The sequence below is a fragment of the Herbidospora yilanensis genome (assembly GCF_001570565.1).
Classification (GTDB): domain Bacteria; phylum Actinomycetota; class Actinomycetes; order Streptosporangiales; family Streptosporangiaceae; genus Herbidospora; species Herbidospora yilanensis.
Window position 1 is genome coordinate 15981 of record NZ_BBXE01000053.1, and the last position, 25396, is coordinate 41376.

A 25396-nucleotide genomic window follows, 5' to 3' on the forward strand; every position below is an offset into this window, starting at 1 on the left:
TGACCCTGCACATCAATGTGGAGGCGGCGCAGGTTGTCAGACGCGCCTTCTTTGAGGGATGGCCGCTTTGCGCGAAATGCCGTGGCCGGCGAAGATCTACTTCGTCCTGTGCATAGGGGCGGCCGGAATTCTGCTCGTCTGGAGCGGGCAGGCCTATGACCGGCTCGACTGGTCGTCGACGCTGGTCCTCGCGCTGCTCTTCCTCGTGTGCGAGTCGGTGCCGACCCAGCTCAGCGTGCGGCAGGCGGCCATCTCGGTCAGCTTCTCCGCCGCGCTCGCCGCGGTGGTGCTGGTCGGCCCCGAGGGCGCGGCCCTCGTCGCCGCCACGGCGGTCTTCTCCGTACGTCCGGGGCTTCCCACCCACAAACGCCTGTTCAACGGGGCGCAGTTCCTCATCTCCGGCTATGCCGCCGGGTGGGTCTACACCCTGGCCGGCGGGGTGCCGGGGCTGCCCAGGCGCACCGACTTCCCCGAGATCATCCTGCCCTACGGCGCCGCGACCTTCGTGTTCGTGGCGCTCAACTTCGTGCTGACCGCGCTGATCCTGGCGCTGGCCGAGGGCGTGGGCAAACGCCAGGTGCCGGTGCCCGACGTGGCGCAGTTCCTGCTCTCCTACCTCGGTTACGCCACCTTCGGCCTCCTCATCGCCGGCCTGTGGGCCACCGTCCAGTCGATCTCGGCCGTGCTGGTCCTGCTGCCGCTGTTCGTGGCCCGCTGGGCGTTCGGCCAATACCACGCGCAGCACCGCTCCTACGAGGCCACCATCGCCGCCCTCTGCCAGGCCGTGGAGACCAAAGACTGGTACACCCGGGGCCACTGCACCCGTGTGTCGGCCGCCGCGTCCATGATCGCCGAGGAGATCGGCATGGGCACCGAACGCCTCCACGCCATCCGCTACGCCGGCATGCTCCACGACGTCGGCAAGCTCGGCGTGCCGACCAAGGTCCTGCAGAAGGAGGGCTTCCTGACCGAAGAGGAGTTCGCCGCGATCCAGCTCCACCCCATGCGGGGCCTGGAGATCGTGCGCGGCATCGGCTTCCTCGACGAGGCGTTCGCCGGGATCATGCACCACCACGAGCGATACGACGGCCGGGGCTATCCGATGGGCCTGGCCGGGTCGGAGATCCCCGAGTTCGCGCGCATCATCTGCGTCGCCGACGCGTTCGACTCGATGACCTCCGACCGCTCCTACCGCAAGGCCAAACCGCAGGAGGAGGCGGTGGCCGAGCTGCGCAAGTGGTCGGGCACCCAGTTCGACCCGATCATGGTGGGGGCGTTCATCCGGGCGCTCGACCGCGACGGCTGGAACCCGCCCGCGAGCGTGCCCGCGCCCAGCGGCATGCCGGTGGTGACCGCCGCCAAAGACCACGACGACCCGACCACGCCGATCCAGGTGGTGTCCGACCGATGACGAGCGAGACCCGGGGCATCCAGGGCCTCGACTCGGGGCAACTCCTGCTGATCTGCGCCGGCGGCATGCTCGCGGTCGCCGGGATCTCCCACACGGCCGCCGTCGGCCTGGTCGACTCCCAGGTGGCGATCGGGTTCGGCGCGCTGATCGCCTGCGGCGAGCTGGCCCGGCTGACCATGCCGGGCAACCGCGAGGTGGCGCCGATCAGCACCGCCGCCGCGTTCGGCTACGCGCTGCTGCTCTACGTCGGCGGCGACCAGGCCGCCCACTCGGCGTTGCAGGTGGTCGCCGTCATGGCCGTCGGCATGATCGCCGGTGGGCTGCCGCACCTGGCCGTCGGCCGGGCGCCCCGGCTCGACGCGCTGGCCCGGCGGCTCATCTGCGGCTCGCTGCTGGCCTTCGCGTTCCGGCCGTTCGCCGACGTGCTGCGCCCGCCGCCGGGCGGGGCGTGGTGGGTGGCGCTGCTGGTGATGGTGCTGCTCATCGGGGTGGCGCTCGCCGTCGACGTCGTGGTGGCCGGGCTGCTGCGGGCCGAACAGGTCCGCACCGCGTTCTCGGTCGCCGTACGCGACGAGGCGCGCATGGCCGCGCCGCTGGGCGCCGCCGTGTCGGCCAGTGGCATCCTGCTCGCGCTCGCCCTGCACAGCATGGAGCTGACCGCCCTGCTGGCCTTCGCCGCGCCGCTGCTCGTCACCCAGGTCGCCTTCCGCAAGTACGCGGGCATCCGGGCGACGTACCTGCAGACCATCAGAGCGCTCGCACGGGTCACCGAGGTCGGCGGCTACGTCGAACCGGGCCACTCGCGCCGGGTCAGCCGCCTGGCCGTCGCCATCGGGCGCGACCTCGGCATGGCCGAACCCGAACTGCTCGAACTCGAGTACGCCGCCCTCATGCACGACATCGGACAACTCAGCCTGACCGACCCGATTCCCGGCGGCGCGACCGTGCTGACCGATCCCGAGCAGGCCCGCCGCATCGCCGAACTGGGCGCCGAGGTCATCCGCAAGACGGGCGTGCTCAACCAGGTCGCCGACATCGTGCGCCGCCAGTGCGACCCCCTTGAGGAGCGCCCGCCGCTGGCCAGCCGCATCATCAGGGCCGCCAACGCCTACGACGACCTCGTCAGCGGCTCCACCAACCGCGACCGCGCGGCGGCCGCGCTCGAACGCATGCGGCTCGACGGCGGAACCCAATACGACCCCGAAGTGGTCGAGGCGATGGCGACCGTCATCGACCGGCTCGTTCCGGTCAACAGGCTGTGACAATTGTGGGCTTCCTACAGTTTGAGGCGTAACGATCAGTGCTCAAGAGTGCACGGCGCGGGATGATCCGGGCCGTAAGGTTGGCTGCGTGTTCGAGTCAGTCTTGATCGCCAATCGCGGCGAAATCGCCCGCAGGATCATCCGGACCCTCAACGAGATGGGGATCAGATCGATCGCCGTCCACTCCGAGGCCGACGCCGACCTGCCCTTCGTTCGTGAGGCCGTCGAGTCGGTGAACATCGGCCCGGCCAATCCGGCGCAGAGTTACCTCGACCAGGCCCAGGTCCTGGCCGCCGCACGCGCCACCGGCGCCCAGGCGATCCACCCCGGCTACGGCTTCTTCTCCGAGAACGCCGAGTTCGCCCGCGCCGTCATGGCCGCGGGGCTCACGTGGATCGGCCCCTCGCCCGAGGCCATCGTCCAGATGGGCGACAAGATCAACGCCCGCAACCTCATGGAGACCGCCGGTGTGCCGGTCGCCGCGGGCACCCGGGAGCCGGTCACCACGATCGAGGAGGCCACCAAGGCCGCCGCGAAGATCGGCTACCCGGTCATGGTGAAGACCGCCGGTGGCGGCGGCGGCATCGGCATGGGCGTCGCCCACGACGAGGGCACTCTCGCCAAGGCCTTCGACCAGGCCTCCCGCGCGGCCGCCCGCTTCGGCGGCACCGCCGCGATCCTGCTTGAGCGCTACATCGAGCGCGCCCGCCACGTCGAGGTGCAGATCCTCGGCCTCAACGACGGCCGCGTGCTGGCCCTGGGCGAGCGCGACTGCTCGGTGCAGCGCCGCCACCAGAAGGTCGTCGAGGAGTCGCCGTCCCCGGGCATCACGCCCGAGCTGCGCGAGCGCATGCTCGCGGCGGCGGCCCGCGCGGGCGCGGCGGTCAACTACCGCGGCGCCGGCACCGTCGAGTGCCTCGTCGACGCCGACGCGCAGGACTTCGTGTTCCTGGAGATGAACACCCGCCTGCAGGTCGAACACCCGGTGACCGAGCTGGTCACCGGCGTCGACCTGGTCGCCGCCCAGCTCCGCATCGCCGCCGGCGAAGACGTCGAAATCGACGCCACCCCGCGCGGCCACGCCATCGAGTTCCGCGTGTACGCCGAAGACCCCAAGCGCTTCCTGCCCGGCCCCGGCCACGTCACCCAGTGGGTGGAGCCGTCGGGTGAGGGCGTGCGCGTCGACTCCGGCTACGAGGCCGGCAACACGGTCACCCCCTTCTACGACCCGCTGATGGCCAAGCTCTGCGTCTACGGCGCCACCCGCGCCGAGGCGATCGAGCGCGGCAGGGCGGCCGTCGCGGGTTTCACGATCTCCGGGCCGAAGCACAACCTGCCGTTCTGCGCCGAACTCCTCGACCACCCCGAGTTCGTCAGCGGCGACTATGACACCGGTCTGGTGTCCCGCATGAGATCGTGATCCGGAACGACAGAGGTTGATGGGAGACAGCGGTGGCTGAGGTACGCGCGGAGATGGTGGCGAACGTCTGGAAGGTCGTCGTCGCCGAAGGTGAGACGGTGTCCGACGGAGACACCCTGGTCATCCTGGAGTCCATGAAGATGGAGATCCCGGTCATCGCCGAAGACGACGGCGTGGTCGCCATCAAGGTGGCCGAAGGCGACGTCGTGCAGGAAGGCGACCTGATCGCCGTCATCGAGTAGCGCGTGAGAGGAACTTCTCGCGGTCGACCACGACGCGCTCGATCACCCCTGTGGCGACGAGCGAACCGTCGAGGTGGGCCGCGGTGAAGGCGAAGACCAGGCGGCGCCCCTCGACCTCGGTCAGCTCGACCGAGATCTCGACGTGGGCGCCCAGCCCGCTCGCCGCGAGGTGCCGCAGTTCGACGCGCACCCCGACCGAGGTCTGCTCCGGCGCGAGCTGCCCGCCGATCGCCTCGCAGGTCAGCCCTTCGGCGAGCGCCAGCAGCCTCGGCGTGCCCAGCACGGGCACGTCGCCGCTGCCGAGCCTCTCCGCGGTGTCACTCTTCTCCACCATGATCAACCGATTGGCCCGCAGTCCGGGTGTGAGCGCCATGGTGGGATGCTAGTAGTTCGACCCTCCAACTGATCGAAAGGTGTGACGTGGACCTTTACTGCGACCACTGCGGGGGCCTTTCGGATGACGGCGACCACGGGGCCTGTCAGGGCGCCCGCGAGATGGAGCCGCCCCGCTACTGCGCCAAGTGCCGCCGCCGGATGACCGTCCAGGTGACGCCGACGGGCTGGTCGGCGCGTTGTTCCCAACACGGGCTCACCGCAGCCTGAACACAGCCTGAACCAAACCTGTGTTCTGACCGTTATGGTGAGGGATTCCTGGGAGATCTGGGCTTACCGGCCGATTTTGTCGGTGCCCGCTAGACTTCCGGCACGACAGTGGTCAGTGACATAGGGGGTATCCGGGGGCATGGTTGCCCAAGGGACGACGCTGGCCGGGCGCTACCGATTGGACCAGCGCATCGGCGCTGGCGGAATGGGCGAGGTCTGGCGCGGGGAAGACATGGTCCTCGCGCGCACGGTCGCCGTCAAGGTACTGCTCCCGGGCCGTCTCGACGACCCCGGATTCGGGGCGCGCTTCCAGGGCGAGGCGCGTGCCATGGCCCTCATCAACCACCCCGGCGTGGTCGACGTCTACGACTACGGGGTGACCGACGTCCCGGGTGACGGCCCGACCGCCTACCTGGTGATGAAGTTCGTCGACGGCGAGCCGCTCGACCGGCTGCTGCTCCGGATAGGGCGCATCCGCCCCGAAGCGGTCATGGAGCTCATCGGGCAGGCCGCGGCGGCGATCCAGGCCGTCCACGACCGGGGCATCGTGCACCGCGACGTGAAGCCGGGCAACCTGCTCGTGCAGGCCGACGGCACTCTCGTCCTCACCGACTTCGGCATCGCCCGCTCCGACGCGGCGAGCCGGCTGACCGACGCCGGCATGGTGCTCGGCACCGCCGCCTACTGCGCGCCCGAGCAGGCCGAGGGCGAGCCGGTGACCCCGGCGGTCGACATCTACGCGCTCGGCGTGGTCGCCTACGAGTGCCTGGCCGGACGCCGCCCCTTCGACGGCGACACGCCGGTCACGATCGCGCTCAAGCACATCCGCGAGCAGCCGCCGCCGCTGCCGGCCGACATCCCGCCGCACATCCGCCACGTGGTGGAACGCGCGCTGCTGAAGTCCGCGGCCGAACGCTGGCCGACGGCGGCGGCGATGAGCCAGGCGGCCCGGCAGGCCGCCAACCCCGGCGCCTCGCTGACCCAGCCCAACCCGGCGCAGCCCAACTCCGGGGTGTTCCCGAAGACGGGCGACTGGTACGAGCCCCCGGCGACCGGAACCTACGCCGCGACCGGCAACTACCCGGCGACCGGCGGCTTCCGCACGACCGCGGCCACGCCCGAGACGCAGTCGGCCGGTCAGGGCGGGCGGCGCAGGCAGCACAACAAGAAGCGCGGCCTGACGATCGTCGCCATCGTGGCGGCGGTGTTCGCGTCGGTCGGCATCGGCTGGGCGGGCGTGAGCATAATCAACAACCCCGGCACCGACCCGGGTTCCGTCGCCGTGCCGGGGAAGACGAATCTGGCGGCGGAGGAGACAAGTCCTTCTCCAAGCCCGTCCAGGACGCGCACCCCCAAGCCGAGTCGGACGCCGACCACCAAGCCGCCGGTGACCGAGAAACCGTCGGTGGAGCCCTCCGAGGAGCCGTCGCCGAGTCCCTCACCGAGTCCCTCGCCGAAGCCGACCCCGAAGCCTTCGCCGAGTCCGACCAAGGAGACGAAGGCCGTGCCGACGCTCTGGAAGTTGTCGGCCGACGCGGCCGAGGCGGCGCTGCTCAAGAACGGGTTCCAGGGCTCTTTCCAGACCAAGGGCGACACCGGTCTGGGCTGCACGGAGGTCTACTCGCAGAACCCGAAGGCCGCGACGCAGGCGCCGGTCGGCTCGACGGTGACCGTCTACGTGCGGCGGATCGCCTGCCCGGCGGCCTCCCCGTCGCCGTCAGCGACCCCCACCGCGACGTCGTCGGGCGCGGCCACGAGTCCCTGACAAGGGTGGCGGTGACGGGACGCCCGCCACCGCCACGTCGTCAGACGCCGGTCGTGTTGCGCGGGTAGGCGATCTCGGGGTCGGTCGCGATGTTCACCATGTAGGGCACGCCCGACTCGAAGGCCCGCTTCAGCGCCGGGCCGATCTCGGACGGCTTGGTGACGAGTTCGCCGCCCCCGCCGAGTGCGGTCACGACCTGGTCGTAGCGGCACTGGGGCTGAAGGTCGGCGGCGACGTCGTAGCCGTAGAGCATCTGCATGGGGTGTTTCTCCAGGCCCCACATGCCGTTGTTGCCGCAGATCATGACGACCGGCAGCTTGTGGCGGACCAGCGTGTCGACGTCCATCAGCGAGAAGCCGGCCGCGCCGTCGCCGAGCAGGAGCACGACCTGCGACGACGGGCGGGCCAGCCGGGCGGCGATGGAGTAGCCGAGGCCGGTGCCGAGGCAGCCGTAGGGGCCGGGGTCGAGCCAGTGGCCGGGGCGTTTCGGCTCGACGTACTTGCCGGCGTAGGAGACGAAGTCGCCGCCGTCGCCGATGACCACGGCGTCGTCGGCCAGTTGCCGGTTGAGCTCGCCGTAGATGCGCATCGGGTGGATCGGGTCGCTGTCGGAGGCGAGCAGTTCGGCGTCTTCGGCGATGGCCGCCTTCGCCGCCTCGGCGAGCTTGGTGGTCCATTCGTCGCGGGGCTTCACGTTCGCCGTGCGGCACGCGGCGGCCAGGCCCCAGAAGAGCAGCGACAGGTCGCCGGCCGCCGAACCCGACAGGCCGGTGTGGGTGGCCAACTGGGAGGGCGCGTCGGCGAGGTGGACGACCCGGGCCAGCGGCGCGCCCTGCTTGCCGCCGAACCAGCCGTAGTTGAGCCGGAAGTCGAGCGGGGTGCCCGCCACGATGACCAGGTCGGCCTGCGAGAACGCGAGGCCGCGGGCGCGGGTGACCAGCAGTTCGTGTCCCGAGGGCAGGATGCCGCGGCCCTGGCCGTTGGGCACCACCGGCAGGCGGAACTCCTCGGCGAAGTCGCGCGCGGCCTCTTCGGCGCGGTCCATCCACACGTCGGAGCCGACCACCAGCATCGGCCGCTCGGCCTCGGCGATCAGTGCGGCGATGGCGGCCAGGTGGTCGGTGTCGGGCTCCAGCGGCGAGGGCGCGAGCGTCTCGGTCTCGACCGCGGGGGAGGGCGCGAACAGGTGGTCCATGTAGAAGTCGAGGAACACCGGGCCGCGATGGGGGGCCAGCGCGGTGCGGAAGGCCATCTCGACGTCCTGGCCGATCGAGTCGGCGCCCGAGCCGGTGAAGGCCAGCTTGGTGATCGAGTCGAACAGGGGCGGATGGTCCATCTCCTGGAGCGCGCCCGAACCCCAGCGCGACTGCGGGGCCCGGCCGCCGAGGATCACGACCGGGCTGCCGTTGAAGTGGGCGGTCGCCACGCCCGACACTCCGTTGGTGATGCCGGGCCCGGCCGTGAGCACCGCCAGGCCCGGTTTGCGAGTGAGCCGCGCCGTCGCCTCGGCGGCGAAAACGGCGCTCTGCTCATGGCGTACGTCGAGGATGCGCATGTCTTCGTGGACGGCGCCGTCGTAGAGGGGGAAGACGTGGCCACCCGAGAGGGTGAACATCGTCTCGACGCCGTAGGCCTTGGAGACGCCGACTGCGACGTCGCCCGCGTGCTTGCTCATTCGTGAAACCTACCAGTCGGTTAACTAGTGGGACCTACGAGCTGCCCTGGCCGCGGGCGAACGAACCCTCCTGGTCTAAAGCGTCTGGGACAGGGCCTTGATCGGCATCTTCAGGTCGGTCAGCAGAGCCAGATCGTCGGCTGGGGGGCGGCCGAGGGTGGTCAGGTAGTTGCCCACGATGATCGCGTTGATGCCACCCATCATGCCCGCACGAGTGCCCAGGTCGCCAAGGGTCAGCTCACGTCCGCCGGCGTACCGGAGGATGGTTCGCGGAAGTGCGAGGCGGAAGGTCGCGATTGTCTTCAGGGCCTCGGCGCCCTCGACGACCGGGTAGTGGGCGAAGGGCGTGCCGGGACGGGGGTTGAGGAAGTTGAGCGGGACCTCGTCGGGCTGGAGCTCGCCGAGCTGGGCGGCGAACTCCGCGCGCTGCTCGATCGACTCGCCCATGCCGATGAGGCCGCCGCAGCACAACTCCATGCCGGCCTCGCGCACCATCAGGCAGGTGTCCCAGCGCTCCTCCCACGTGTGGGTGGTGACCACGTTCCCGAAGTGGGACCTGCAGGTCTCCAGGTTGTGGTTGTAGCGGTGGACGCCCATCTCGGCCAGTTCGTCGACCTGGGCCTGGGTCAGCATGCCCAGCGAGCAGGCCACGTTGATGTCGACGGCCTCCTTGATGGCCTTGACGCCCTCGCGGACCTGGTCCATCAGGCGCTTGTCGGGCCCGCGCACGGCCGCGACGATGCAGAACTCGGTGGCGCCGGTCTGGGCGGTCTCGACGGCGGCCTTCACCAGTTCGTCGATGTCCAGCCACACCGAGCGCACGGGGGAGGTGAACTGGCCCGACTGTGAGCAGAAGTGGCAGTCCTCCGGGCAGCCGCCGGTCTTCAGGGAGATGATCCCCTCGACCTCGACCTCCGGGCCGCACCACTTCATCCGCACCTCGTGGGCGAGGGCGAGGAGGTCGGGCAGGCTCTCGTCGGGCAGGTTCAGGCATTCGAGCGCCTGCTCCCGCGTCAAGCCCCTGCCCTCGTCGAGCACCTGCGTTCTGGCGATCTCCAGGATGGTCATTGGGAAATCCTAAGGGCCGATCGAAAAGCCGACGGGTCGAACGCGCCGCCCAGCGGCGCCCCCAGCGAGGCCCGCGCGACCTTGCCGAACGCCTGCCTTCTCAGCGCGCCGGCATTCTCCGGCACGGCCCCCGCCAGCGGCCGGGCCGCCAGCATCTCCAGGTCGGCGACGTTGCACCGTTCGGCCAGCCCCGGCTCGGCCGGCCACGACCCGATGACCACCCCGGCCAGGTCGAGCCCGTGGTTGGCCATCGCCTCCAGCGTCAGCGCCGTGTGGTTCAGCGTGCCGAGCCCGGCCCGCGCCACGACCAGCACCTGGGCCTTCAGCGTGTGGGCCAGGTCGGCCAGGGTGGCGCCCTCTTCGTCGAAACGTACGAGAAGACCGCCCGCGCCCTCGACCACGACGAGCGGGTGCGACTCGGCGAGTTCGGCGATCCGCCTGGCCGTCTCGGCCAGGTCGAGTGTGGGCAGCCCGGACACCCGTGCGGCGGCGGCCGGGCTCAGCGGGTCGGGGTAGCGGGCGAACTCGAAGGTGTTCGTCGCGCCGGAGAGCCGGATCACCTCGTCGAGGTCGCCCGGCTCGTCCTTCCCTACGCCGGTCTGGGCCGGTTTGACCACCGCGACGGCGCCGCCCCGCTCGATCGCCAGGGCCGTGACGGCGGCCGTGACCACGGTCTTCCCGACACCGGTGTCGGTGCCGGTCACCACAAGAACGCTCATCCGGCCAAGATTACGGAGTCGGACGCCGCAGCCGGGTGACGAACTTGTAGCGGTCGCCCCGATAGAGGGACTGCGCCCATTCGACCGGGTTGCCGTCGGCGTCGAAGGCGTGGCGGGTCAGCATCAGCATCGGCAGGCCGATGTCGACGCCGAGGACCTGCGAGTCGTAGGGCGTGGCGAGGACCGTCTCGATGATCTCCTCTGCGTCGGAGAGACGGACGCTGTAGGCGTTGTGGAGCGTTTCGTACAGCGAGGGGTGGCCCTCCAGCTCCCGCCGCAGCCGTGGGAATCGCCGCGCCGACAGGTGGGTGGTGTCGATCGACATCGGTTCGCCGTTGGCCAGGCGCAGGCGGTGGATGCGCAGCACCCGGCCGCCGGGGTTGATGGCCAGCCGCCGGCCGAGGGCCTCGTCGGCGGTGATGTAGGAGATGTCGAGGATCTTGGTGTCGGGTTCGAGGCCGACGGTCCGCAGGTCCTGGACATAAGAGGTGAGCTGGAGCACCTGGGCGACCTTGGGCTGGGCGACGAAGGTGCCCTTGCCCTGGATGCGGATCAGGCGGCCCTCGACGACGAGTTCGGTCAGCGCCTGGCGTACCGTCGTGCGTGAGGTCTCGAAGCGCACCGCGAGGGTGCGCTCGGGGGGCAGGGCACTCCCGGCGGGCAGGCTCTTGGTGAGCTCGAGCAGGCTACGTTTGACGTCGTAGTACTTCGGCACCCGGGGAGTGTCTTCGGTCACGCGGTCACCTTCGTTCCGGCCACGGCGGCGAGCGCGCGCCCGGTCACCGCGAGATCTTCGGACCCCAGATTGGCCCGAGCGGTCAACCTTAGGCAAGACCGCCCGTCGGGGACCGAAGGGGGTCGGAAGCAGCCGACCTTCACACCGTGGTCCGCGCAGGTCGCGGCGGCGGCCAGGGCCCGGTGGGGGTCGCCCAGCACCACCGGCACCACGGCGGCGGCCGGCTCGGTGGTCTCGAACCCGAGTTCCCGGGCGGTCGAGGCCAGTGCGAGGGCGATTTCGCGGGCTCGTTTCGGCAGGTCAGGCTCCTCTTCGAGGATGTGCAGCGCGGCGAGGGCCGCTCCGGCGCTCGCGGGGGCGAGGCCGGTGTCGAAGATGAACGACCGGCCGGTGTCGACGAGGGTGCCGATCACCTCCGGCGCGCCCAGCACGGCGCCGCCCTGGGAGCCGAGTGACTTCGACAACGTGATGGTTCTCACAATGTGAACATTCCCCGCAAGTCCGGCATCGTGAACCGCCCCGCGGCCGGATTCCCCGACGACACCGAGAGCGTGGGCCTCGTCGACGACAAGGAGCGCTCCATTCCGTACGGCCACCTCGGAGAGCGCCCCCAGCGGCGCGAGGTCGCCGTCGACGGAGAACACCGCGTCGGTGACCACCACGGCGTTCTCCTCCTCGCGGCCGGCCAGTGCCTTCTCGACGGCCGCGACGTCACCGTGGGGGGTCACCACCACACGCGCGCGGGCGAGCCGGCACGCGTCGACGATCGAGGCGTGGTTGCCCGCGTCGGAGACGACCAGCCCGTTCCTGCCGAGCGTCGCCACGGCGGCGAGGTTGGCGAGATAGCCCGAGGAGAACACCAGCGCCCCGGGGGAGTGGGTGAAGGCCGCGAGGGCCTCCTCCAGGTCGTGGTGGAGGCGGGTGCTCCCGGTGACCAGCCGGGACCCGGTCGCGCCGGTGCCCCACTCGCGGGTCGCCGCCACGGCCGCCTCGGTCAGCCGGGGATCGCGGCAGAGCCCCAGATAGTCGTTGGAGGCCAGGTCGAGCAGCCCGTCGAAGTCGGGCGAGCGCGGACGCAGCACCCGGGTCAGCCCGGCGGCGGCGCGGCGCTCGGCGGCCTGGCGAAGTCGGTCGATCGGCCCATGCATGCAGAGATGATGCCAGGTGCGGTGTCCTGAGACGACGCCTCGGGTGTCCCGATTGGCGTTCCGGCCTGCTCAGCACGCATGATGCAGGGGTGCCGACTCTCAGCGACCTGGTGGCCAAGCACACCGATCTGTCCGCAGCCGACCTCGAATGGGTGCATTCGCTGGTCTCCGACTGGCAGTTGCTGGCCGACCTGTCCTTCGCCGACCTCATCCTGTGGATCCCCGCCGAAGAAGGATGGATCGCGGTCGCCCAGATGCGGCCGACGACCGGCCCGACGGTCTACCACGACGACGTCGTCGGCTCCTTCGTGGCCCGCAACGAGCGGCCGCTGATCGAGACGGCCTGGCAGGAACGGCGGATCTGCCGCGAGGGCGACCCCGACTGGTCGACCGGGGTGCCGGTCCGCGAGGAGACGATCCCGGTCCGCCGTGCCCTCGACGGGCCGCTCATCGGGGTCATCCAGCGCTCGACCAACCTCTCGTCCGCGCGTACGCCCTCGCGGCTGGAGCTGACCTATCTCCAGAGCGCCTCCGACCTGGCCCAGATGGTCGCCGAGGGCCGGTTCCCCTTCCACGGCGACGAGCCGATGCTGGTCCGGTCGCCGAGGGTGGGCGACGGGCTGCTGCGGCTCGACCGGGCCGGGCGGGTGACCTATGCCTCGCCCAACGCGCTGAGCGCCTACCGGCGGCTCGGGCTGCACGCCGACCTGGTCGGCTCGGAGCTCGGGAAGACGACCGCCGACCTCTGCTACCGCGACGAGCCGATCAACGAAGACCTGATGCTGGTCGCCAGCGGCAAGGTGCCGAGGGAGACCGAGGTGGAGCGCGGCGGGACGGTCGTCCAGCTCCGGGCGATCCCGCTGATCATCTCCGGGGGGCGGATAGGCGCTCTGGTGCTGGTGCGCGACGTGACCGAGCTGCGCCGCCGGGAGCGCGAGCTGCTGACGAAGGACGCCACGATCCGGGAGATCCACCACCGGGTCAAGAACAACCTGCAGACGGTGGCCGCGCTGCTGCGGCTGCAGTCGCGCCGCCTGCGGGTGCCCGAGGGGCGGGCCGCGCTCGACGAGGCGGTGCGAAGGGTCGGATCAATCGCGATCGTGCACGAGACCCTGGCGCAGATGCCCGAGGAGCTGGTCGCCTTCGACGAGATCGCCGACCGGGTGATCCAGATGACGGCCGAGGTGTCGGTGGCCCAGGTCGCGCTGCGGCGCGCGGGCACGTTCGGCATCCTGCCGGCGGCCGTGGCGACGCCGATCGCGATGGTGCTCACCGAATTGCTGCAGAACGCCGTGGAACACGGGCTCGACGGGCGGCCGGGCAACGTCGAGGTCCGGGTGGAACGCCATCAGGACACGCTCGAAATGGTGATCGCCGACGAGGGTCAGGGGCTGCCGCCCGGATTCGACATCGAGACGAACAGCAATCTGGGCCTGCAGATCGTGCGGACCCTCGTCGTGGGAGAACTTTCCGGGCGCCTGAACATCGCCCCGCGAGAGGGCGGCGGCACGGAAGTCGTCCTCAGCATTCCGGTGAACGTTCCCACGACCGACATTCACCGGATTTGACCCGTGCGCAACATTTGCGCAATGCGGGCGCGCTCTAATTCGGTTGTATGAATTCAGACGTTGGCACGGGCGCGGGCCCGGGCGGTGCGGCGCTTGAGAGCGCGACGCTCGTCCTCACTGAGGCCGCCCCAGACGCCGGCGTCCTGAGCCGACTCCAGAGCCCACTTCAGGCACAGTTCGCTGACCGTGCACTGACGGCATACCTGCTTGGCCTCTTCAATCTGCATCAACGCGGGCCCGGTGTTGCCGATCGGGAAGAACAGCTCGGGGTCCACGTCACGGCAGGCAGCGCGGTGGCGCCAGTCCATGCGTTCCACTCCTTCGTAAGTGGAGCCTGGGCGGCTCCTGCACCTTTGTGAACAGATTCACTAGCTGACGCGAACGGCCGCCCGAAAAGTTGAGGGACGAGATTCGCGATGACGATCGCCGGGAACCTTGGCGGGAGCGGTGGCTCTCGAAAGGTCCTACGTTCCGACGTCGCGTTCAGCTTTTCAGCCACTCCTACAGCACACAAGAGGTTTGGGGGAAGGTTTTGCGGGTCCTAGCTGTCGGATGCGTCACACTATGACCGCTTGTAACTGTCTAGACCAGAACTTGTAACGCGTCCGGGATAGAGCGAAATGTCACCCTTTCCCGTTCTCCCAGGTAGTCGCCGTCAAGCTGAAGTGCGATGGGGCGGACCGCCTCGATCGTGAAAACACTCTCGTCATGTGCTTGAACGAGGTGTTTACCCGTCGGCAACCCCTGAGGCTCGCCGACGATCTGCCGGAGCAGGTTCACCACGGCCGGCAACCGCAGTTTCGTCATCGCCAGCAGATCGAGGCCCGTGTCGAATCCGGCCCACGGCGTCGGGTTGACCGGCCGGCTCCCGACGAACGTCCAGGGCGCGGTGTTCGACACGATCGCCAGGAAGATCCCCGGTGTGTCGCGCTGCCCCGGCCGGGTCAGGGTCATCGCCGGATGCCGCCGGTCGGTCATGAGGTAGTGCCGCAGGGCCGTCTGCATGTACAGCGTCGGCGAAGCCCGGTAACCGGCGCTGCGCAGGCCTTCGACGGCCCTGATGACCTCGGCGTCCCAGCCGAGGTCGGCACAGAATGTGAAGTAGCGAGACTCCACACCTGCCCCTGTTCCGGAATCCCTAACATCCCATTCGGCCAGCCCGAGGCTGATCGTGCGCGACCGGCCCTCGCGCAGCGCCTCCAGGAGCGCGCCGGTGGCCTCGATCGGGTTGTTCGGCAGCCCGAGCGCCCGCGCCAGCACGTTGGCGCTGCCCCCCGGAATGATGATCATCTTGGCCCGGTCTTCGGCCGCCATCAGCCCGTTGGCCACCTCGTTGACCGTTCCGTCGCCGCCGAGGACGGCCACCGCGTCGAAGCCCTTCTCCTTCGCCTGGGCCGCCAGCACCGACGCGTGACCCCGATATCCGGTCTCGGCGACCTCCAGGTCGACCGCCGCTCCGAGCGCCCGCAGCAGGACGTCGAGCGTGCGCCGGTTGGTCGAGGTCGCCTTGGGGTTGACCAGCAGAAGTGCCCGCATGCCTGAAGGTTATGCGACGGGTAGTCTCACCAACTGTGCAGAACCGTCCCTTCACCATCCTCGTCGCCGCGGCCGTCGTCGCGCTCGAAGGACTGGCCGCCCTCGTGATGGGCGGCTGGGTCGCGTACGAGACCCTGATCGGCAAGGCCGGCGACGTCATGAGCTCGCTCGTGCTGGCCGGATTCGCCCTGGCCGTGGGCGCCGGGCTGGTCTGGGTCGCGTGGGGGATCCTCCAGTTGATGCGCTGGAGCCGGGGGCCCGCCGTGGTCACCCAGATCTTCGCCGTGCCCCTCGCGATCAGCCTGATCCAGGCGGGGCAGCTCGCCTGGGGCGTGCCGCTGATCGCCGCGGCCGCCGTGATTCTCGTCACTCTTCTCGCGCCGCCCTCGACCCACGCCCTCATGGGCGACGTCTAGCGGCCGGAAAAAGAGTTGGCCGGCGTCTTGCGACGCCGGCCGAAGTGGATCGTCAGTCTTCCGCGGTCAGGCCCTCGCGTAGTTGCGCGAGAGTCCGGGCCAGCAGGCGGGACACGTGCATCTGCGAGATGCCCAGCTCGGTGGCGATCTGCGACTGCGTCATGTTGCCGAAGAACCGCAGGAGCAGGATGCGCTTCTCCCGAGGGGGCAGGCGCTCCAGCAGCGGCTTCAGCGACTCGCGGTATTCGACGCCCTCCAGCGACTCGTCGACGATGCCGAGCGAGTCGGAGACCGCCGGCGCGTCGTCGTCGCCCGAGTCGGGCGCGTCGAGCGAGACCGTCGAGTAGGCGTTGGCGGACTCAAGGCCCTCCAGCACCTCTTCCTCGGTCATCTGGAGATGGGCGGCCAGCTCGGCCACCGTGGGCGCACGCCCCTCGCGCTGCGAGAGCTCGCTGATCGCCTTGGTCAGCGACAACTTCAGCTCCTGCAGGCGGCGCGGCACGCGGACCGCCCAGCCCTTGTCGCGGAAGTGGCGCTTGATCTCACCGACGATGGTCGGGGTGGCGTAGGTGGAGAACTCGACGCCCCGGGCCAGGTCGAACCGGTCGATCGACTTGATCAGGCCGATCGTGGCCACCTGGGTCAGGTCGTCGAGCCACTCGCCGCGGTTGCGGAACCGGCGCGCGAGGTATTCCACCAGCGGAAGGTGCAGTTCCACGAGCTCGTCGCGGATGCGCTGGCGGCGCGGGTCGTCGGCCGGCAGCTCAGCGAGCTCCCCGAAGAGGGTGCGGGCGCGCACCCGATCCGGGACTCCGGAGTCGCTGGTGGCCATGGCACGGGTCCTTTCCGTCACGCCGGCCTCGCCGCGCCTCGCCGCTTGCGCAGCACGATCGCCATGTGATCGGGGGAGGACACGGCATCGACGTCGTCGGCGAGCGCGGTGAGCACCATCCAGGCGAAGTCATCGCGTTTGGGCTCGGCGATCCCGACGGTGGTGACCTCGACCCGGATCGACATCTCCTGCCCGGTCAGCTCGAACTCCGCGATCAGATCGGTGCCGGGGACGGCATGGCGCAGCAACATCGCGCACGCCTCGTCGACGGCGATCCGCAGATCTTCCATCTCGTCGATGGTGAAGTCGAGCCGTGCCGCCAGACCTGCTGTCGCGGTCCGCAACACGGACAGATAGGCGCTGGCCGCCGGAAGCCGTACGCTCACGGCGTCGCGGATCCCGGCCAGATCCCCTGTGACATCAGTTGCGTCGGTCACGATCCTCCTTGCCCTGCCGGCCACATCTCGCGGGGCCGCATGTTTGCAACCTACCGCCACTCGACCGCGATTGCTCGGCTTGGACGCGCCGATGCCGGAAATGCGCGGACCCCGCACGGAAAGTTCCAAGTGAACGTGCGGGGTCCGGGGCGGAGAGGCCTAGGCGGCCTTCGTCTCCCAGAAGATCTTCGCGATCTCGTCGATCTTGCCCAGGAGGTCGTCGGCCTTGGCGACGTCGACGGTGCCCTTGGCGCCGGCCGCGCCGGCCAGCTTGGTGGCGTCCCAGAAGAGCTGGTGGAGCTGCGGGTGGGCCTCCAGGTGCGGGGGCTTGAAGTAGTCGGTCCACAACACCCACAGGTGGTGCTTGACCAGCTCGGCCCGCTCCTCCTTGATCGTGAGGGCTCGCGAGCGGAACACCGGGTCGTCGTTGTCGGCGTACTTCTGCATGATCGCCTTGACCGATTCGGCCTCGATACGCGCCTGTGCGGGGTCGTAGACGCCGCACGGCAGGTCACAATGGGCCGATGCCACGTGCTTGGCAAGCATCGGGTTTCCTTTCGTCAGAGTGGCTGCGGTTCCGACATTACTGCTCCGAGGTGGATCATGTTCACCAGCGTCCGGGTGTCCGGGGATTCCATGCTTCCGGCCCTGCGGCCCGGCGACTGCCTGTTGGTCCGCCGCAACGCGAAGATCCGTCCGGGAGACGTCGTGATCGCTCGCATACCCGGAAACCTCATCGTCAAAAGGGTGTTCCGGTGGACCGGCGAGGGCTGGTGGCTGGAGAGCGACAACCAGCGTGCGCCCGGCCGCAGGGACTCGTGGGACTTCGGCGCGATTCCCCAGGACCGGATCGTCGGGAAGGTGGTCGGCCGTTACTGGCCGTCACTCGCCTTGGGGCCGCGTTTCCTGGCCCGGTAGGCGGCCACGTTGGCCCGGCTGGCGCACCGCTCGGAGCAGTAGCGCCGCGACCTGTTCGACGAGGTGTCGAGGTAGGCGTTGCGGCAGGGCGCGGCCTGGCAGATGCCGAGCCGGTCGGCGCCCAGGCCGGTGACCACGCTGGCCAGGCCCATCACCGACCCGACCGCGACGGTGTCGCCGACCCGGCCGCCCTCGGTCAGGTGCATGTGCCAGGGCTGGCCGTCGTGCCCGGCGATCTGGGGGTGGACGGGATGGCGCACCAGCAGCCCGTTCAGGCGCTGGACCACGTTCTCCTCATCGCCTTCGGCGGCCGACTCGAACACCTCGGTCAGCTCGTCGCGCAGCTCGATGACGTGGTCGAGGTCGCGCCGGGTCGCCCGCCCGGCGGCCTCGGTCCGGCCGGTCTCGGCCAGCAGGGCGCGCAGCCCGTCGAGGGTCTTCAGATCATCCCGGCGGTTGACGAGGAGGACGGCCAGCTCGGCGTAGGAGGTCAAGTCCACGGGGAACCCTGTAATAGGTGACTCAGGACATTGAGTATTACACAGGGACGGAAAGTTCCAAAGAGATTGACAGTGCATTAAAGGCCAAACGGCTGCGGCGTATCTGACCGCGAGTGGCCGTCTCAGCATGTGGCACACTAGGGCAACGGGTGACCCCCGTGCCCGAGACGGCCGTCAACGACGACGGTTCCGGTGTCTATCCATGCCGCGGGCCCTCGTCTCGTAACGGTCTGTGTTGTGTCCGTCACCAGACATCAGGGGTCAGCGTAATGACTGCTTCCCTCGAAGCCCTCGACCTCGATCCGGCCTTCGCGCTGCACCGCGGCGGAAAGCTAGAGGTCAGAGCCACCATCCCGGTCCGAAACGCCGACGATCTGTCGCTCGCCTACACGCCCGGCGTGGCCCGCGTCTGCTCGGCCATCGCCGATTCGCCCGAGCTCGCCAACGAGTACACCTGGGTCTCCAACGTGGTGGCCGTGGTCACCGACGGCACCGCCGTGCTGGGGCTCGGCGACATCGGCCCGGCCGGCGCGATGCCCGTCATGGAGGGCAAGTCGCTGCTGTTCAAGGAGTTCGGCGGGGTCGACTCGGTGCCGATCTGCCTCGACTGCACCGGGGTCGACGAGATCGTCGAGACCGTCGTCCGGATGGCGCCCTCCTTCGGCGGCATCAACCTGGAGGACATCAGCGCCCCCCGGTGCTTCGAGATCGAGGGCCGGCTCCGCGAGCGCCTGTCGATCCCGGTCTTCCACGACGACCAGCACGGCACGGCGATCGTCGCCACCGCCGCGCTGACCAACGCCGCCCGGCTGGTCGGCCGCCCGCTCGGCGAGCTCCGGGCCGTGGTGGCCGGGGCCGGGGCGTCCGGGGTCGCGGTGACCCGCATGCTGCTCAACGCCGGCATCGGCGACATCGCGGTCTCCGACAGCAAGGGGCTGATCTTCGAGGGCCGGGCCGGGATGAACCCCTACAAGGACGCCCTGGCCAGGGAGACCAACAAGGCCGGGCTGACCGGCTCGACCGAGGCGGCCCTCGCCGGGGCCGACGTCTTCATCGGCCTGTCGGGGGCGACCATCTCCGAGCAGGCCGTCGCGTCGATGACGCAGGACGCCATCGTGTTCGCGCTGTCCAACCCGACGCCCGAGGTCCACCCCCAGGTCGCCGCCAGGCACGCCGCCGTGGTGGCGACCGGGCGGTCCGACTTCCCCAACCAGATCAACAACGTGCTCGCCTTCCCCGGGGTGTTCCGGGGCGCGCTCGACGTGCGGGCGACCACCATCACCGAGAACATGAAGATCGCCGCGGCGGCGGCGCTGGCCGGGGTCGTGGGCGACGACGTGCGGGCCGACTACATCATCCCGTCGCCGTTCGACGACCGGGTCGCCCCGGCCGTGACCCGGGCGGTGGCCGACCAGGCCCGCAAGGACGGCGTCGCGCGCCGGTAGGACGCCGAAGGACCCGGCCTCCCCCCGAGGCCGGGCCCTTCCGTCCAGGTGTCACTTCTTGACGATGCTGCCGGACCAGTTGCCGGCCGCGGCCTTGTAGACGTCGTACGTCTCGCCGTCGAAGTAGGGCGAGGTGATCTTGTCGATGCGGTCGTTGCCGTTGGAGTCGGCGAAGGCGCTCGTCACGCCGTTGACGTAGCCCAGGCGGCGGGCGTTGCTGTACTTCAGCAGCCACGGGCCGCCGTCGGCGCCCGGCGTCATCGAGCAGGTGATCGCGATCTGCTCCTCGATCTTGAGCCCCGGGTCGGTGACCTCACGGTTCGGCTTGCCGTAGCACCACTTCGGGGTGACCCCGGTGAACGCCTTGTTGCCGTCGGGGTGCCGGGCCGCGGGGTAGCCGAAGGCGTAGACCGCGCCGGCGCCGACCTTCTGGTTGTAGGCCAGGCCCTGGCCGCCGACGTTGTCGCCGAGGCGGCCGGCGTCCTTGATGGTGAGGATCCACCACTTGCCCTTGTCGCGCCACCTGACGCCGCCGTGGGCCTTGTACTGCTTCTCCGAGACGGACCTGGTCGCCTCGAACTTCACGCCGTTGTAGACCGTGACGAAGGCGTAGTCGCGGTCGTAGTCCTCGTAGACGTCGAAGTCGTAGTGGGTGAAGCCCTGCTTGGCGACGTACACACCCCACGGGGCCTTGCCCTGGTAGTAGCCCGGAACGAAGATCCACTGGTCGAGCATGTGGTCGTTGTCGTCGGTGTCGAAGACGCAGTGCCCCGCGGTGGCGACCAGGTTCTTGTACTTGGCCTGGATCGAGGTCGCCGAGCACCAGTGGGTCTTGCCGTTCTTGCGGAAGAAGACCTTGCCCAGCGTCTTGGGGATGTTGATGTTCTTCGACTTGCCCGCCTGGCCGCCGGGCCCGGTCGGGGAGACGGTGCCCGCCTTGCCGTCGGCCGACGGGCCGCCCTTGGAGGAGAGCTTGGCCACCTTGGCGACCGTCTCGGCGTCGGGGCCCCACTGGGTGGCGGCCCTGAGCGCCTTGTTGTTGCTGCGGAACCAGAAGCCCGCGATGTCGTCGGCGTCTGCCACGGAGACCGTGGGTCCGTCGGCGGGCGAGGCGTTCGCCGGTAAGGCCACCAGGACGGCGGATCCGGCCAAGCCGGCGGTCACGAGACCGAGGCGTGCGCGCTTGTCCACGTGAACCCTCCTTTTCCTCCCGTTGCGGATGTGGATCTCGAAGGTGACTAACCGTGAGACCGAAAACAAACGGGAGGAAAAGGAATGTGACCTAAGTCACACAGGGATGTCGGACAGTCGCCCGCGTCTGGCTTGCTACTTGACTTCCGTCAAGCCGAGCGTGCCGTCCTTCTTGACGATCGAGCCCGACCACAGCGGCGCCGCGGTCTTGTAGACCGCGTAGGTCTCGCCGTCGAAGTACGGCGAGGTGATCAGGTCGCTGCGGTTGTTGCCGTCGGTGTCGCCGCCGAGGCTGCTGACGCCGTTCAGGTAGCCCTTGCGGGCCGTGCTGCTGTACTTGATGATCCACGGGCCGCCGGAGGCGCCACCGGTCAGCGAGCAGCGGAGGGCCATGTGCTCCTCGGCCTTCACGCTCTTCTCGGCCACCGGGTAGATCGGCTTGCCGTAGCACCACTTCATGGTCGAGCCGGTGTAGGTGTAGTCGCCGTCGGGGTGGGCCGCGGTCGGGTAGCCGAACACGAAGACGTTCTGGCCGACCTTCTGGTTGTACGCGAAGCCCAGCCCGCCGACGTTGTCGCCCAGGCGCCCGACGTCCTTCCACTTGCCCTCCGACCACGTGATGCCGTTGTAGACGGTCACGAAGGCGAAGTCGCGGTCGATGTCCTCGTAGACGCTGAAGTCGTAGTGGGTGTAGGCCGTCTTGCCGACGTACACGCCCCACGGGGCCTTGCCCTGGTAGTAGCCCGGGATGAACACCCAGTGGCCGACGACGGAGGCGTTGCTCTCCAGGTCGTAGGCGCAGTGCCCGGCGGTCGCCACGAGGTTCTTGTACGCCGACTGGATCGACGATGCCGAACACGAGTAGAGGGAGTCGCCGAGGGTGAAGAACACGCGGCCGGCGCTCTTGGGCAGGTTGACGTTCTTGGTCGTCGTCGTGGGCTTGGCCTCGTCGCCGATGGCCGGCACCACACCCGGCTTGCCGTCGGCGGCCGGACCGCCGGTGGAGACGTGCTTGGGAACCTTGGCGTGCTCCAGGCCGTAGGGAGCGGCGGCCTTGAGGTTCTTGCCGCCGTCGGCGGTCCAGAACTCCAGGGTGTCGGCGGCCGCGGCGGGCGTCGCCATCTTGGCGGACTGGCCCACCTTGGGGCCCGCGTGCGCCGGGACCGCTAAGCAGGCGGCCACGAGGCCGGCCACGCCGACGGGAAGGAGGATGCGCTTCACAGGGGGTTCGCTCCTTGCGATTGGCGTGAGACGCCTCTTGCGTCTCATGCGCCAGAAAGGGATAGCCAGAAACTTACATGACTCTGGCAACTCCGCTAAAGAACACATAAAAAGGAAAAAGCCCGGCTGGTTGCCGGGCTTTTTCGCAAGCGGATCGACTAGGCGATCGAGCCGGTCCACAGGTTCGCGGCGGCCTTGTAGACACCGTAGGTCTCGCCGTCGAAGTAGGACGAGAGCGAGGTGTCGATGCGCTTGTTGCCGTCGGAGTCGGAGACGCCGATGGTCACGCCGTTCAGGTAACCGAGACGGCGGGTGTTCTTGTACTGCGCCAGCCACGCCGAGCCGAGCGAGCCCTGGCCGGTGAAGGACGACTTGACGCCCAGCAGCTCCTCGCCCTTGATGGCCGAGGCCTTGGCGCCGAAGGTCTTGCCGTAGCTCCACTTGAGGGTCTTGCCGGTGTAGGCCTGGTTGCCGTCCGGGTGCGAGCCGCTCGGGTAGCCGAAGACGTAGACGCTCTGGCCGACCTTCTGGTTGTACGCGAAGCCCTGGCCGCCGACGTTGTCACCGAGGCGACCGGCGTCCTTGAACTTCCACACGAAGTACTTCGTGACGTCCTTGCCGTCGACCTTCTCGGTCTTCTTCCGGGTGAGGAAGCCGCCACCGTTCTTCTGGTACGTGTTGTACTCGGCCTCGGTGATCTCGGCGGGCGCACCCTGGCCGAGCGAGATGCCGTTGTACACGTTGACGAACGCGTAGTTGCGGTCGCCGTCCTCGTACACGTCGAAGTCGTAGTGGGTGAAGGCCTGCTTGCCGACGTACACGCCCCACGGGGTCTTGCCCTGGTAGTAACCCGGGACGAAGACCCAGTAGTTCATGGTCGCCGCGTTGGTCTCGGTGTCGTAGACACAGCTACCGGCGGTGGCGACCAGGTTGCGGTAGGCCGACTGGACCGAGGTGGCGGTGCACCAGCGGGGGTTGACCGCCACGACCCGCCCGGTCGCCGGGTCCTTCTTGACGCCGTCGGCGAAGAACACCTTGCCCGTGGTCTTGGGCAGGTTGATGTTCTTGGACGTGCTGGTCGTCTTCTTCTCGTCACCGATGGCGGGGACGATGCCCGGCTTGGTGTCGGCCGAGGGACCGCCGGTCGAGACGTGCTTCGACGGGACCGTGGTCTCCACGTTGTACGGCTGCGCGTTGATCAGGTTCGCGGCGCCTTCCGTCAGCCAGAGGGCGGCGATGTTCTTGGCCGCGATGCCCGTCGTCGCCAGCGGGTCGGAGGCGACGTCGCCGGCGGCGTTGGCCGGCTGGGTGACGAGAGCGGAAGCCAGCAGACCGGCTGCCACACCACCGAGGGCGAGAGTGCGCTTCATAAGGGGGAACTCCTCTTGGTCTGTACGTGGGCCGCCTCTTGCGTCCCATGCGTCAGTAAAGGGGCAGTCCGGAACTTACATGTCTGTTCGTCACACCGGGTAGCTAATCAGGGGGTGGCCGAAACCCATCCAGAGCCGTGATCTTTCCGTGATCTGTCGGACGCGAGGTCAGGGGCGATGTCGGGTTGTTATCAACGGGTGATGGTGTGACATAAATCACATCCTTGCGATGGCACCGATCCGGGACCTCGTGCGTCCAAGGGGCCCGCGTTGGAACGGGCAAACGAAAAGGCCCGGCCGAAGCCGGGCCCTCCGTTTGGGTGGGGCACTACGCGATCGAACCGGTCCACAGGTTCGCGGCGGCCTTGTAGACGCCGTAGGTCTCGCCGTCGAAGTACGGGGAGACCGAGGTGTCGTAGCGCTTGTTGCCGTCGGTGTCGGAGACGCCGATGGTCACGCCGTTCAGGTAACCGAGACGGCGGGTGTTCTTGTACTGCGCGATCCACGCCGAGCCCAGTGCGCCCTCACCGGTGAACGACGACTTGACGCCGATGAGCTCCTCGGCCTTGATGGCCGAGGCCTTGGCGGCGAAGGTCTTGCCGTAGCTCCACTTGAGGGTCTTGCCGGTGTAGGCGTGGTTGCCGTCCGGGTGGGAGCCGCTCGGGTAGCCGAAGACGTAGACGTTCTGGCCGACCTTCTGGTTGTAGGCGAAGCCCTGGCCGCCGACGTTGTCACCGAGGCGACCGGCGTCCTTGAACTTCCAGATGTAGAAGTGCCACTTGTTGGCGGCGTCCTTCTCGGCGCCGGCCAGCAGGAGGCGCCCGCTGTTCTTCCAGTAGGTCTTGTACTCGGCCTCGGTGACCTCGACCTTGCTCACGGGAGCGGACTGGTCGGGGCCGTTCAGGGTGAGGCCGTTGTAGACGGTGACGAACGCGTAGTTGCGGTCGCCGTCCTCGTAGACGTCGTAGTCGTAGTGGGTGAAGGCCTGCTTGCCGACGTACACGCCCCACGGGGTCTTGCCCTGGTAGTAGCCCGGGACGAAGACCCAGTAGTTCATGGTCGCGCTGTTGGTCTCCGTGTTGTAGACACAGCTACCCGCGGTGGCGACCAGGTTGCGGTAGTTCGACTGCACCGACGTGGCGGTGCACCAGTGCGGGTTCTTGGCGACCCACTTGGGGTTCCAGAACGTGCCCTTGTTCTCGAAGCCGTCGGCGAAGAACACCTTGCCCGTGGTCTTGGGCAGGTTGACGTTCTTCGACGTGCTGGTGGTCTTCTTCTCGTCGCCGATCGCGGGGACGACACCGGGCTTGGTGTCGGCCGTCGGACCGCCGGTCGAGACGTGCTTGGAGACGACCTGGGTCTCCACGTCGTACGGGGTGGCGGCGATCAGGTTGGCGGCGTTCTCCGCCAGCCAGAATGCCGCGACGTTCTTGGCCTGGATGCCCGTCGAGGCCAGCGGGTCACTGGCGACGTCGCCGGCGGCGTTGGCCGGCTGGGTGACGAGGGCGGAGGCCAGCAGGCCGGCCGCCACGCCACCGAGGGCGAGGGTGCGCTTCATGAGGGAACTCCTTGGTCTGTACGTGGGCCGCGCTTGCGTCCCATACGTCAGGAAAGGGATGTTCCGGAGGTTACTCCCGCGATCTTTCGCGGCTGAAGTGACGGAAAGAGCCCTTCGGGCTCCGCGATGCTCGTGTTATCTGAGCGACTCACAGTTTTGTTATGAGTCAATAAATGTCATGGGGCAAAAGAGCCTGCCCGAAGGGGTTCCGGCCCTTGCGAGTGTTGTTAACAAAAGGTGAAGAAGTCGGACAGATATCCATAGATGTGACGCGAATCACACCTGATCGAGGGAACCGTTTCGGGTGATCAAGAAACGAGTCCGAGAACGGGAAAAGGCCCGGTCGTGAACGACC

The 25396-nt window shown here is 68.9% G+C and carries 26 protein-coding genes; 10 read left to right on the forward strand and 16 right to left on the reverse strand.

Annotated features, from left to right (window positions below; all coding sequences use genetic code 11):
- Positions 1–76 precede the first annotated feature (76 nt).
- The 4 genes from AW273_RS35055 to AW273_RS35070 all read left to right on the forward strand — a co-directional run bounded on the left by AW273_RS35055 (position 77) and on the right by AW273_RS35070 (position 4335).
- Positions 77–1411: an HD-GYP domain-containing protein gene (locus tag AW273_RS35055; protein WP_062357929.1), complete on the forward strand. Its 1335-nt coding sequence runs from the start codon at positions 77–79 to the stop codon at positions 1409–1411.
- On the forward strand, positions 1408–2673 hold the full coding sequence (locus tag AW273_RS35060; protein ID WP_062357931.1) for an HD-GYP domain-containing protein: 1266 nt from the start codon (positions 1408–1410) through the stop codon (positions 2671–2673). Before AW273_RS35055 ends, AW273_RS35060 begins: the two co-directional genes overlap by 4 nt.
- 88 nt (positions 2674–2761) lie before the next feature.
- Positions 2762–4093, forward strand: coding sequence for an acetyl-CoA carboxylase biotin carboxylase subunit (locus AW273_RS35065; RefSeq protein ID WP_062357933.1), 1332 nt, complete (start codon positions 2762–2764; stop codon positions 4091–4093).
- Between the two features lie 32 nt (positions 4094–4125).
- Positions 4126–4335: a biotin/lipoyl-binding carrier protein gene (locus AW273_RS35070; protein ID WP_137247272.1), complete on the forward strand. Its 210-nt coding sequence runs from the start codon at positions 4126–4128 to the stop codon at positions 4333–4335.
- On the opposite strand, the gene AW273_RS35075 is transcribed toward AW273_RS35070, so the two are convergent.
- A complete protein-coding gene (locus tag AW273_RS35075; RefSeq protein ID WP_062357936.1) occupies positions 4325–4708 on the reverse strand; it encodes a thioesterase family protein in 384 nt (127 codons plus the stop codon). The two genes, AW273_RS35070 and AW273_RS35075, sit on opposite strands and share 11 nt — an antisense overlap.
- 47 nt (positions 4709–4755) lie before the next feature.
- On the opposite strand from AW273_RS35075, the gene bsaP reads away from it, so the two are divergent.
- Together bsaP and AW273_RS35085 are read left to right on the forward strand one after the other, a co-directional pair.
- Positions 4756–4938: a biotin synthase auxiliary protein BsaP gene (gene bsaP / locus AW273_RS39525; RefSeq protein ID WP_062357937.1), complete on the forward strand. Its 183-nt coding sequence runs from the start codon at positions 4756–4758 to the stop codon at positions 4936–4938.
- 139 nt (positions 4939–5077) lie between these two features.
- Positions 5078–6703 carry a serine/threonine protein kinase gene (locus AW273_RS35085; protein ID WP_062357938.1) on the forward strand — a complete coding sequence of 542 codons (1626 nt, stop codon included), beginning with the start codon at positions 5078–5080 and terminating at the stop codon, positions 6701–6703.
- Positions 6704–6743: 40 nt separating this feature from the next.
- Here the strand turns inward: AW273_RS35085 and AW273_RS35090 are convergent, their stop codons facing one another.
- From AW273_RS35090 to AW273_RS35110, 5 genes are all read right to left on the reverse strand, one after another.
- Entirely contained in the window at positions 6744–8378 is a 1635-nt protein-coding gene (locus tag AW273_RS35090; protein WP_062357940.1) for an acetolactate synthase, read from the reverse strand.
- 75 nt (positions 8379–8453) lie between these two features.
- Entirely contained in the window at positions 8454–9446 is a 993-nt protein-coding gene (gene bioB, locus AW273_RS35095; protein WP_062357942.1) for a biotin synthase BioB, read from the reverse strand.
- Positions 9443–10165: a dethiobiotin synthase gene (gene bioD, locus AW273_RS35100; RefSeq protein ID WP_062357944.1), complete on the reverse strand. Its 723-nt coding sequence runs from the start codon at positions 10163–10165 to the stop codon at positions 9443–9445. The genes bioB and bioD overlap by 4 nt, the downstream gene beginning before the upstream one ends.
- Positions 10166–10175: 10 nt before the next feature.
- Positions 10176–10901, reverse strand: a complete 726-nt coding sequence (locus AW273_RS35105; protein ID WP_030456446.1) for a GntR family transcriptional regulator — start codon at positions 10899–10901, stop codon at positions 10176–10178.
- On the reverse strand, positions 10898–12049 hold the full coding sequence (locus tag AW273_RS35110; protein ID WP_062357946.1) for an 8-amino-7-oxononanoate synthase: 1152 nt from the start codon (positions 12047–12049) through the stop codon (positions 10898–10900). Before AW273_RS35110 ends, AW273_RS35105 begins: the two co-directional genes overlap by 4 nt.
- Positions 12050–12138: 89 nt before the next feature.
- Between AW273_RS35110 and AW273_RS35115 the strand changes: the two genes are divergently transcribed.
- Positions 12139–13617 (forward strand): PAS domain-containing sensor histidine kinase, encoded by a 1479-nt coding sequence (locus tag AW273_RS35115; protein WP_062357948.1) that lies wholly within the window; start codon positions 12139–12141, stop codon positions 13615–13617.
- Positions 13618–13670: 53 nt separating this feature from the next.
- On the opposite strand, the gene AW273_RS35120 is transcribed toward AW273_RS35115, so the two are convergent.
- Positions 13671–13925, reverse strand: a complete 255-nt coding sequence (locus AW273_RS35120; protein ID WP_030456449.1) for a WhiB family transcriptional regulator — start codon at positions 13923–13925, stop codon at positions 13671–13673.
- Positions 13926–14199: 274 nt separating this feature from the next.
- Positions 14200–15153: a diacylglycerol/lipid kinase family protein gene (locus AW273_RS35125; protein WP_062357950.1), complete on the reverse strand. Its 954-nt coding sequence runs from the start codon at positions 15151–15153 to the stop codon at positions 14200–14202.
- 35 nt (positions 15154–15188) lie between these two features.
- On the opposite strand from AW273_RS35125, the gene AW273_RS35130 reads away from it, so the two are divergent.
- Positions 15189–15569 carry a hypothetical protein gene (locus AW273_RS35130; RefSeq protein ID WP_062357952.1) on the forward strand — a complete coding sequence of 127 codons (381 nt, stop codon included), beginning with the start codon at positions 15189–15191 and terminating at the stop codon, positions 15567–15569.
- A 52-nt stretch (positions 15570–15621) separates the two neighbouring features.
- Here AW273_RS35130 and AW273_RS35135 read toward each other — a convergent pair whose 3' ends face one another.
- The 3 genes from AW273_RS35135 to sodN form a co-directional block, all read right to left on the reverse strand.
- Positions 15622–16401, reverse strand: a complete 780-nt coding sequence (locus tag AW273_RS35135; RefSeq protein ID WP_030456452.1) for an RNA polymerase sigma factor SigF — start codon at positions 16399–16401, stop codon at positions 15622–15624.
- A 17-nt stretch (positions 16402–16418) separates the two neighbouring features.
- Positions 16419–16838: an ATP-binding protein gene (locus tag AW273_RS35140; protein WP_030456453.1), complete on the reverse strand. Its 420-nt coding sequence runs from the start codon at positions 16836–16838 to the stop codon at positions 16419–16421.
- Between the two features lie 159 nt (positions 16839–16997).
- The gene (gene sodN / locus AW273_RS35145) at positions 16998–17384 is read right to left on the reverse strand and encodes a superoxide dismutase, Ni (protein ID WP_030456454.1); all 387 of its coding nucleotides are present in this window, start codon (positions 17382–17384) and stop codon (positions 16998–17000) included.
- 57 nt (positions 17385–17441) lie between these two features.
- On the opposite strand from sodN, the gene AW273_RS35150 reads away from it, so the two are divergent.
- Entirely contained in the window at positions 17442–17756 is a 315-nt protein-coding gene (locus AW273_RS35150; RefSeq protein WP_062357955.1) for a S24 family peptidase, read from the forward strand.
- Here AW273_RS35150 and AW273_RS35155 read toward each other — a convergent pair.
- Complete coding sequence (locus tag AW273_RS35155) at positions 17711–18256, reverse strand: CGNR zinc finger domain-containing protein (protein ID WP_062357958.1); 546 nt, start codon at positions 18254–18256, stop codon at positions 17711–17713. The genes AW273_RS35150 and AW273_RS35155 overlap by 46 nt on opposite strands.
- Before the next feature lie 269 nt (positions 18257–18525).
- On the opposite strand from AW273_RS35155, the gene AW273_RS35160 reads away from it, so the two are divergent.
- Positions 18526–19701, forward strand: a complete 1176-nt coding sequence (locus AW273_RS35160; protein ID WP_062357960.1) for an NAD(P)-dependent malic enzyme — start codon at positions 18526–18528, stop codon at positions 19699–19701.
- A gap of 51 nt (positions 19702–19752) precedes the next feature.
- Here AW273_RS35160 and AW273_RS35165 read toward each other — a convergent pair whose 3' ends face one another.
- The 4 genes from AW273_RS35165 to AW273_RS35180 form a co-directional block, all read right to left on the reverse strand.
- Positions 19753–20892 (reverse strand): trypsin-like serine peptidase, encoded by a 1140-nt coding sequence (locus AW273_RS35165; RefSeq protein ID WP_062357963.1) that lies wholly within the window; start codon positions 20890–20892, stop codon positions 19753–19755.
- A gap of 135 nt (positions 20893–21027) precedes the next feature.
- Entirely contained in the window at positions 21028–22113 is a 1086-nt protein-coding gene (locus tag AW273_RS35170) for a trypsin-like serine peptidase (RefSeq protein WP_062357972.1), read from the reverse strand.
- Positions 22114–22271: 158 nt separating this feature from the next.
- A complete protein-coding gene (locus tag AW273_RS35175) occupies positions 22272–23483 on the reverse strand; it encodes a trypsin-like serine peptidase (RefSeq protein ID WP_062357975.1) in 1212 nt (403 codons plus the stop codon).
- 328 nt (positions 23484–23811) lie between these two features.
- Positions 23812–25041: a trypsin-like serine peptidase gene (locus tag AW273_RS35180; protein WP_062357978.1), complete on the reverse strand. Its 1230-nt coding sequence runs from the start codon at positions 25039–25041 to the stop codon at positions 23812–23814.
- Between the last annotated feature and the right edge of the window lie 355 nt (positions 25042–25396).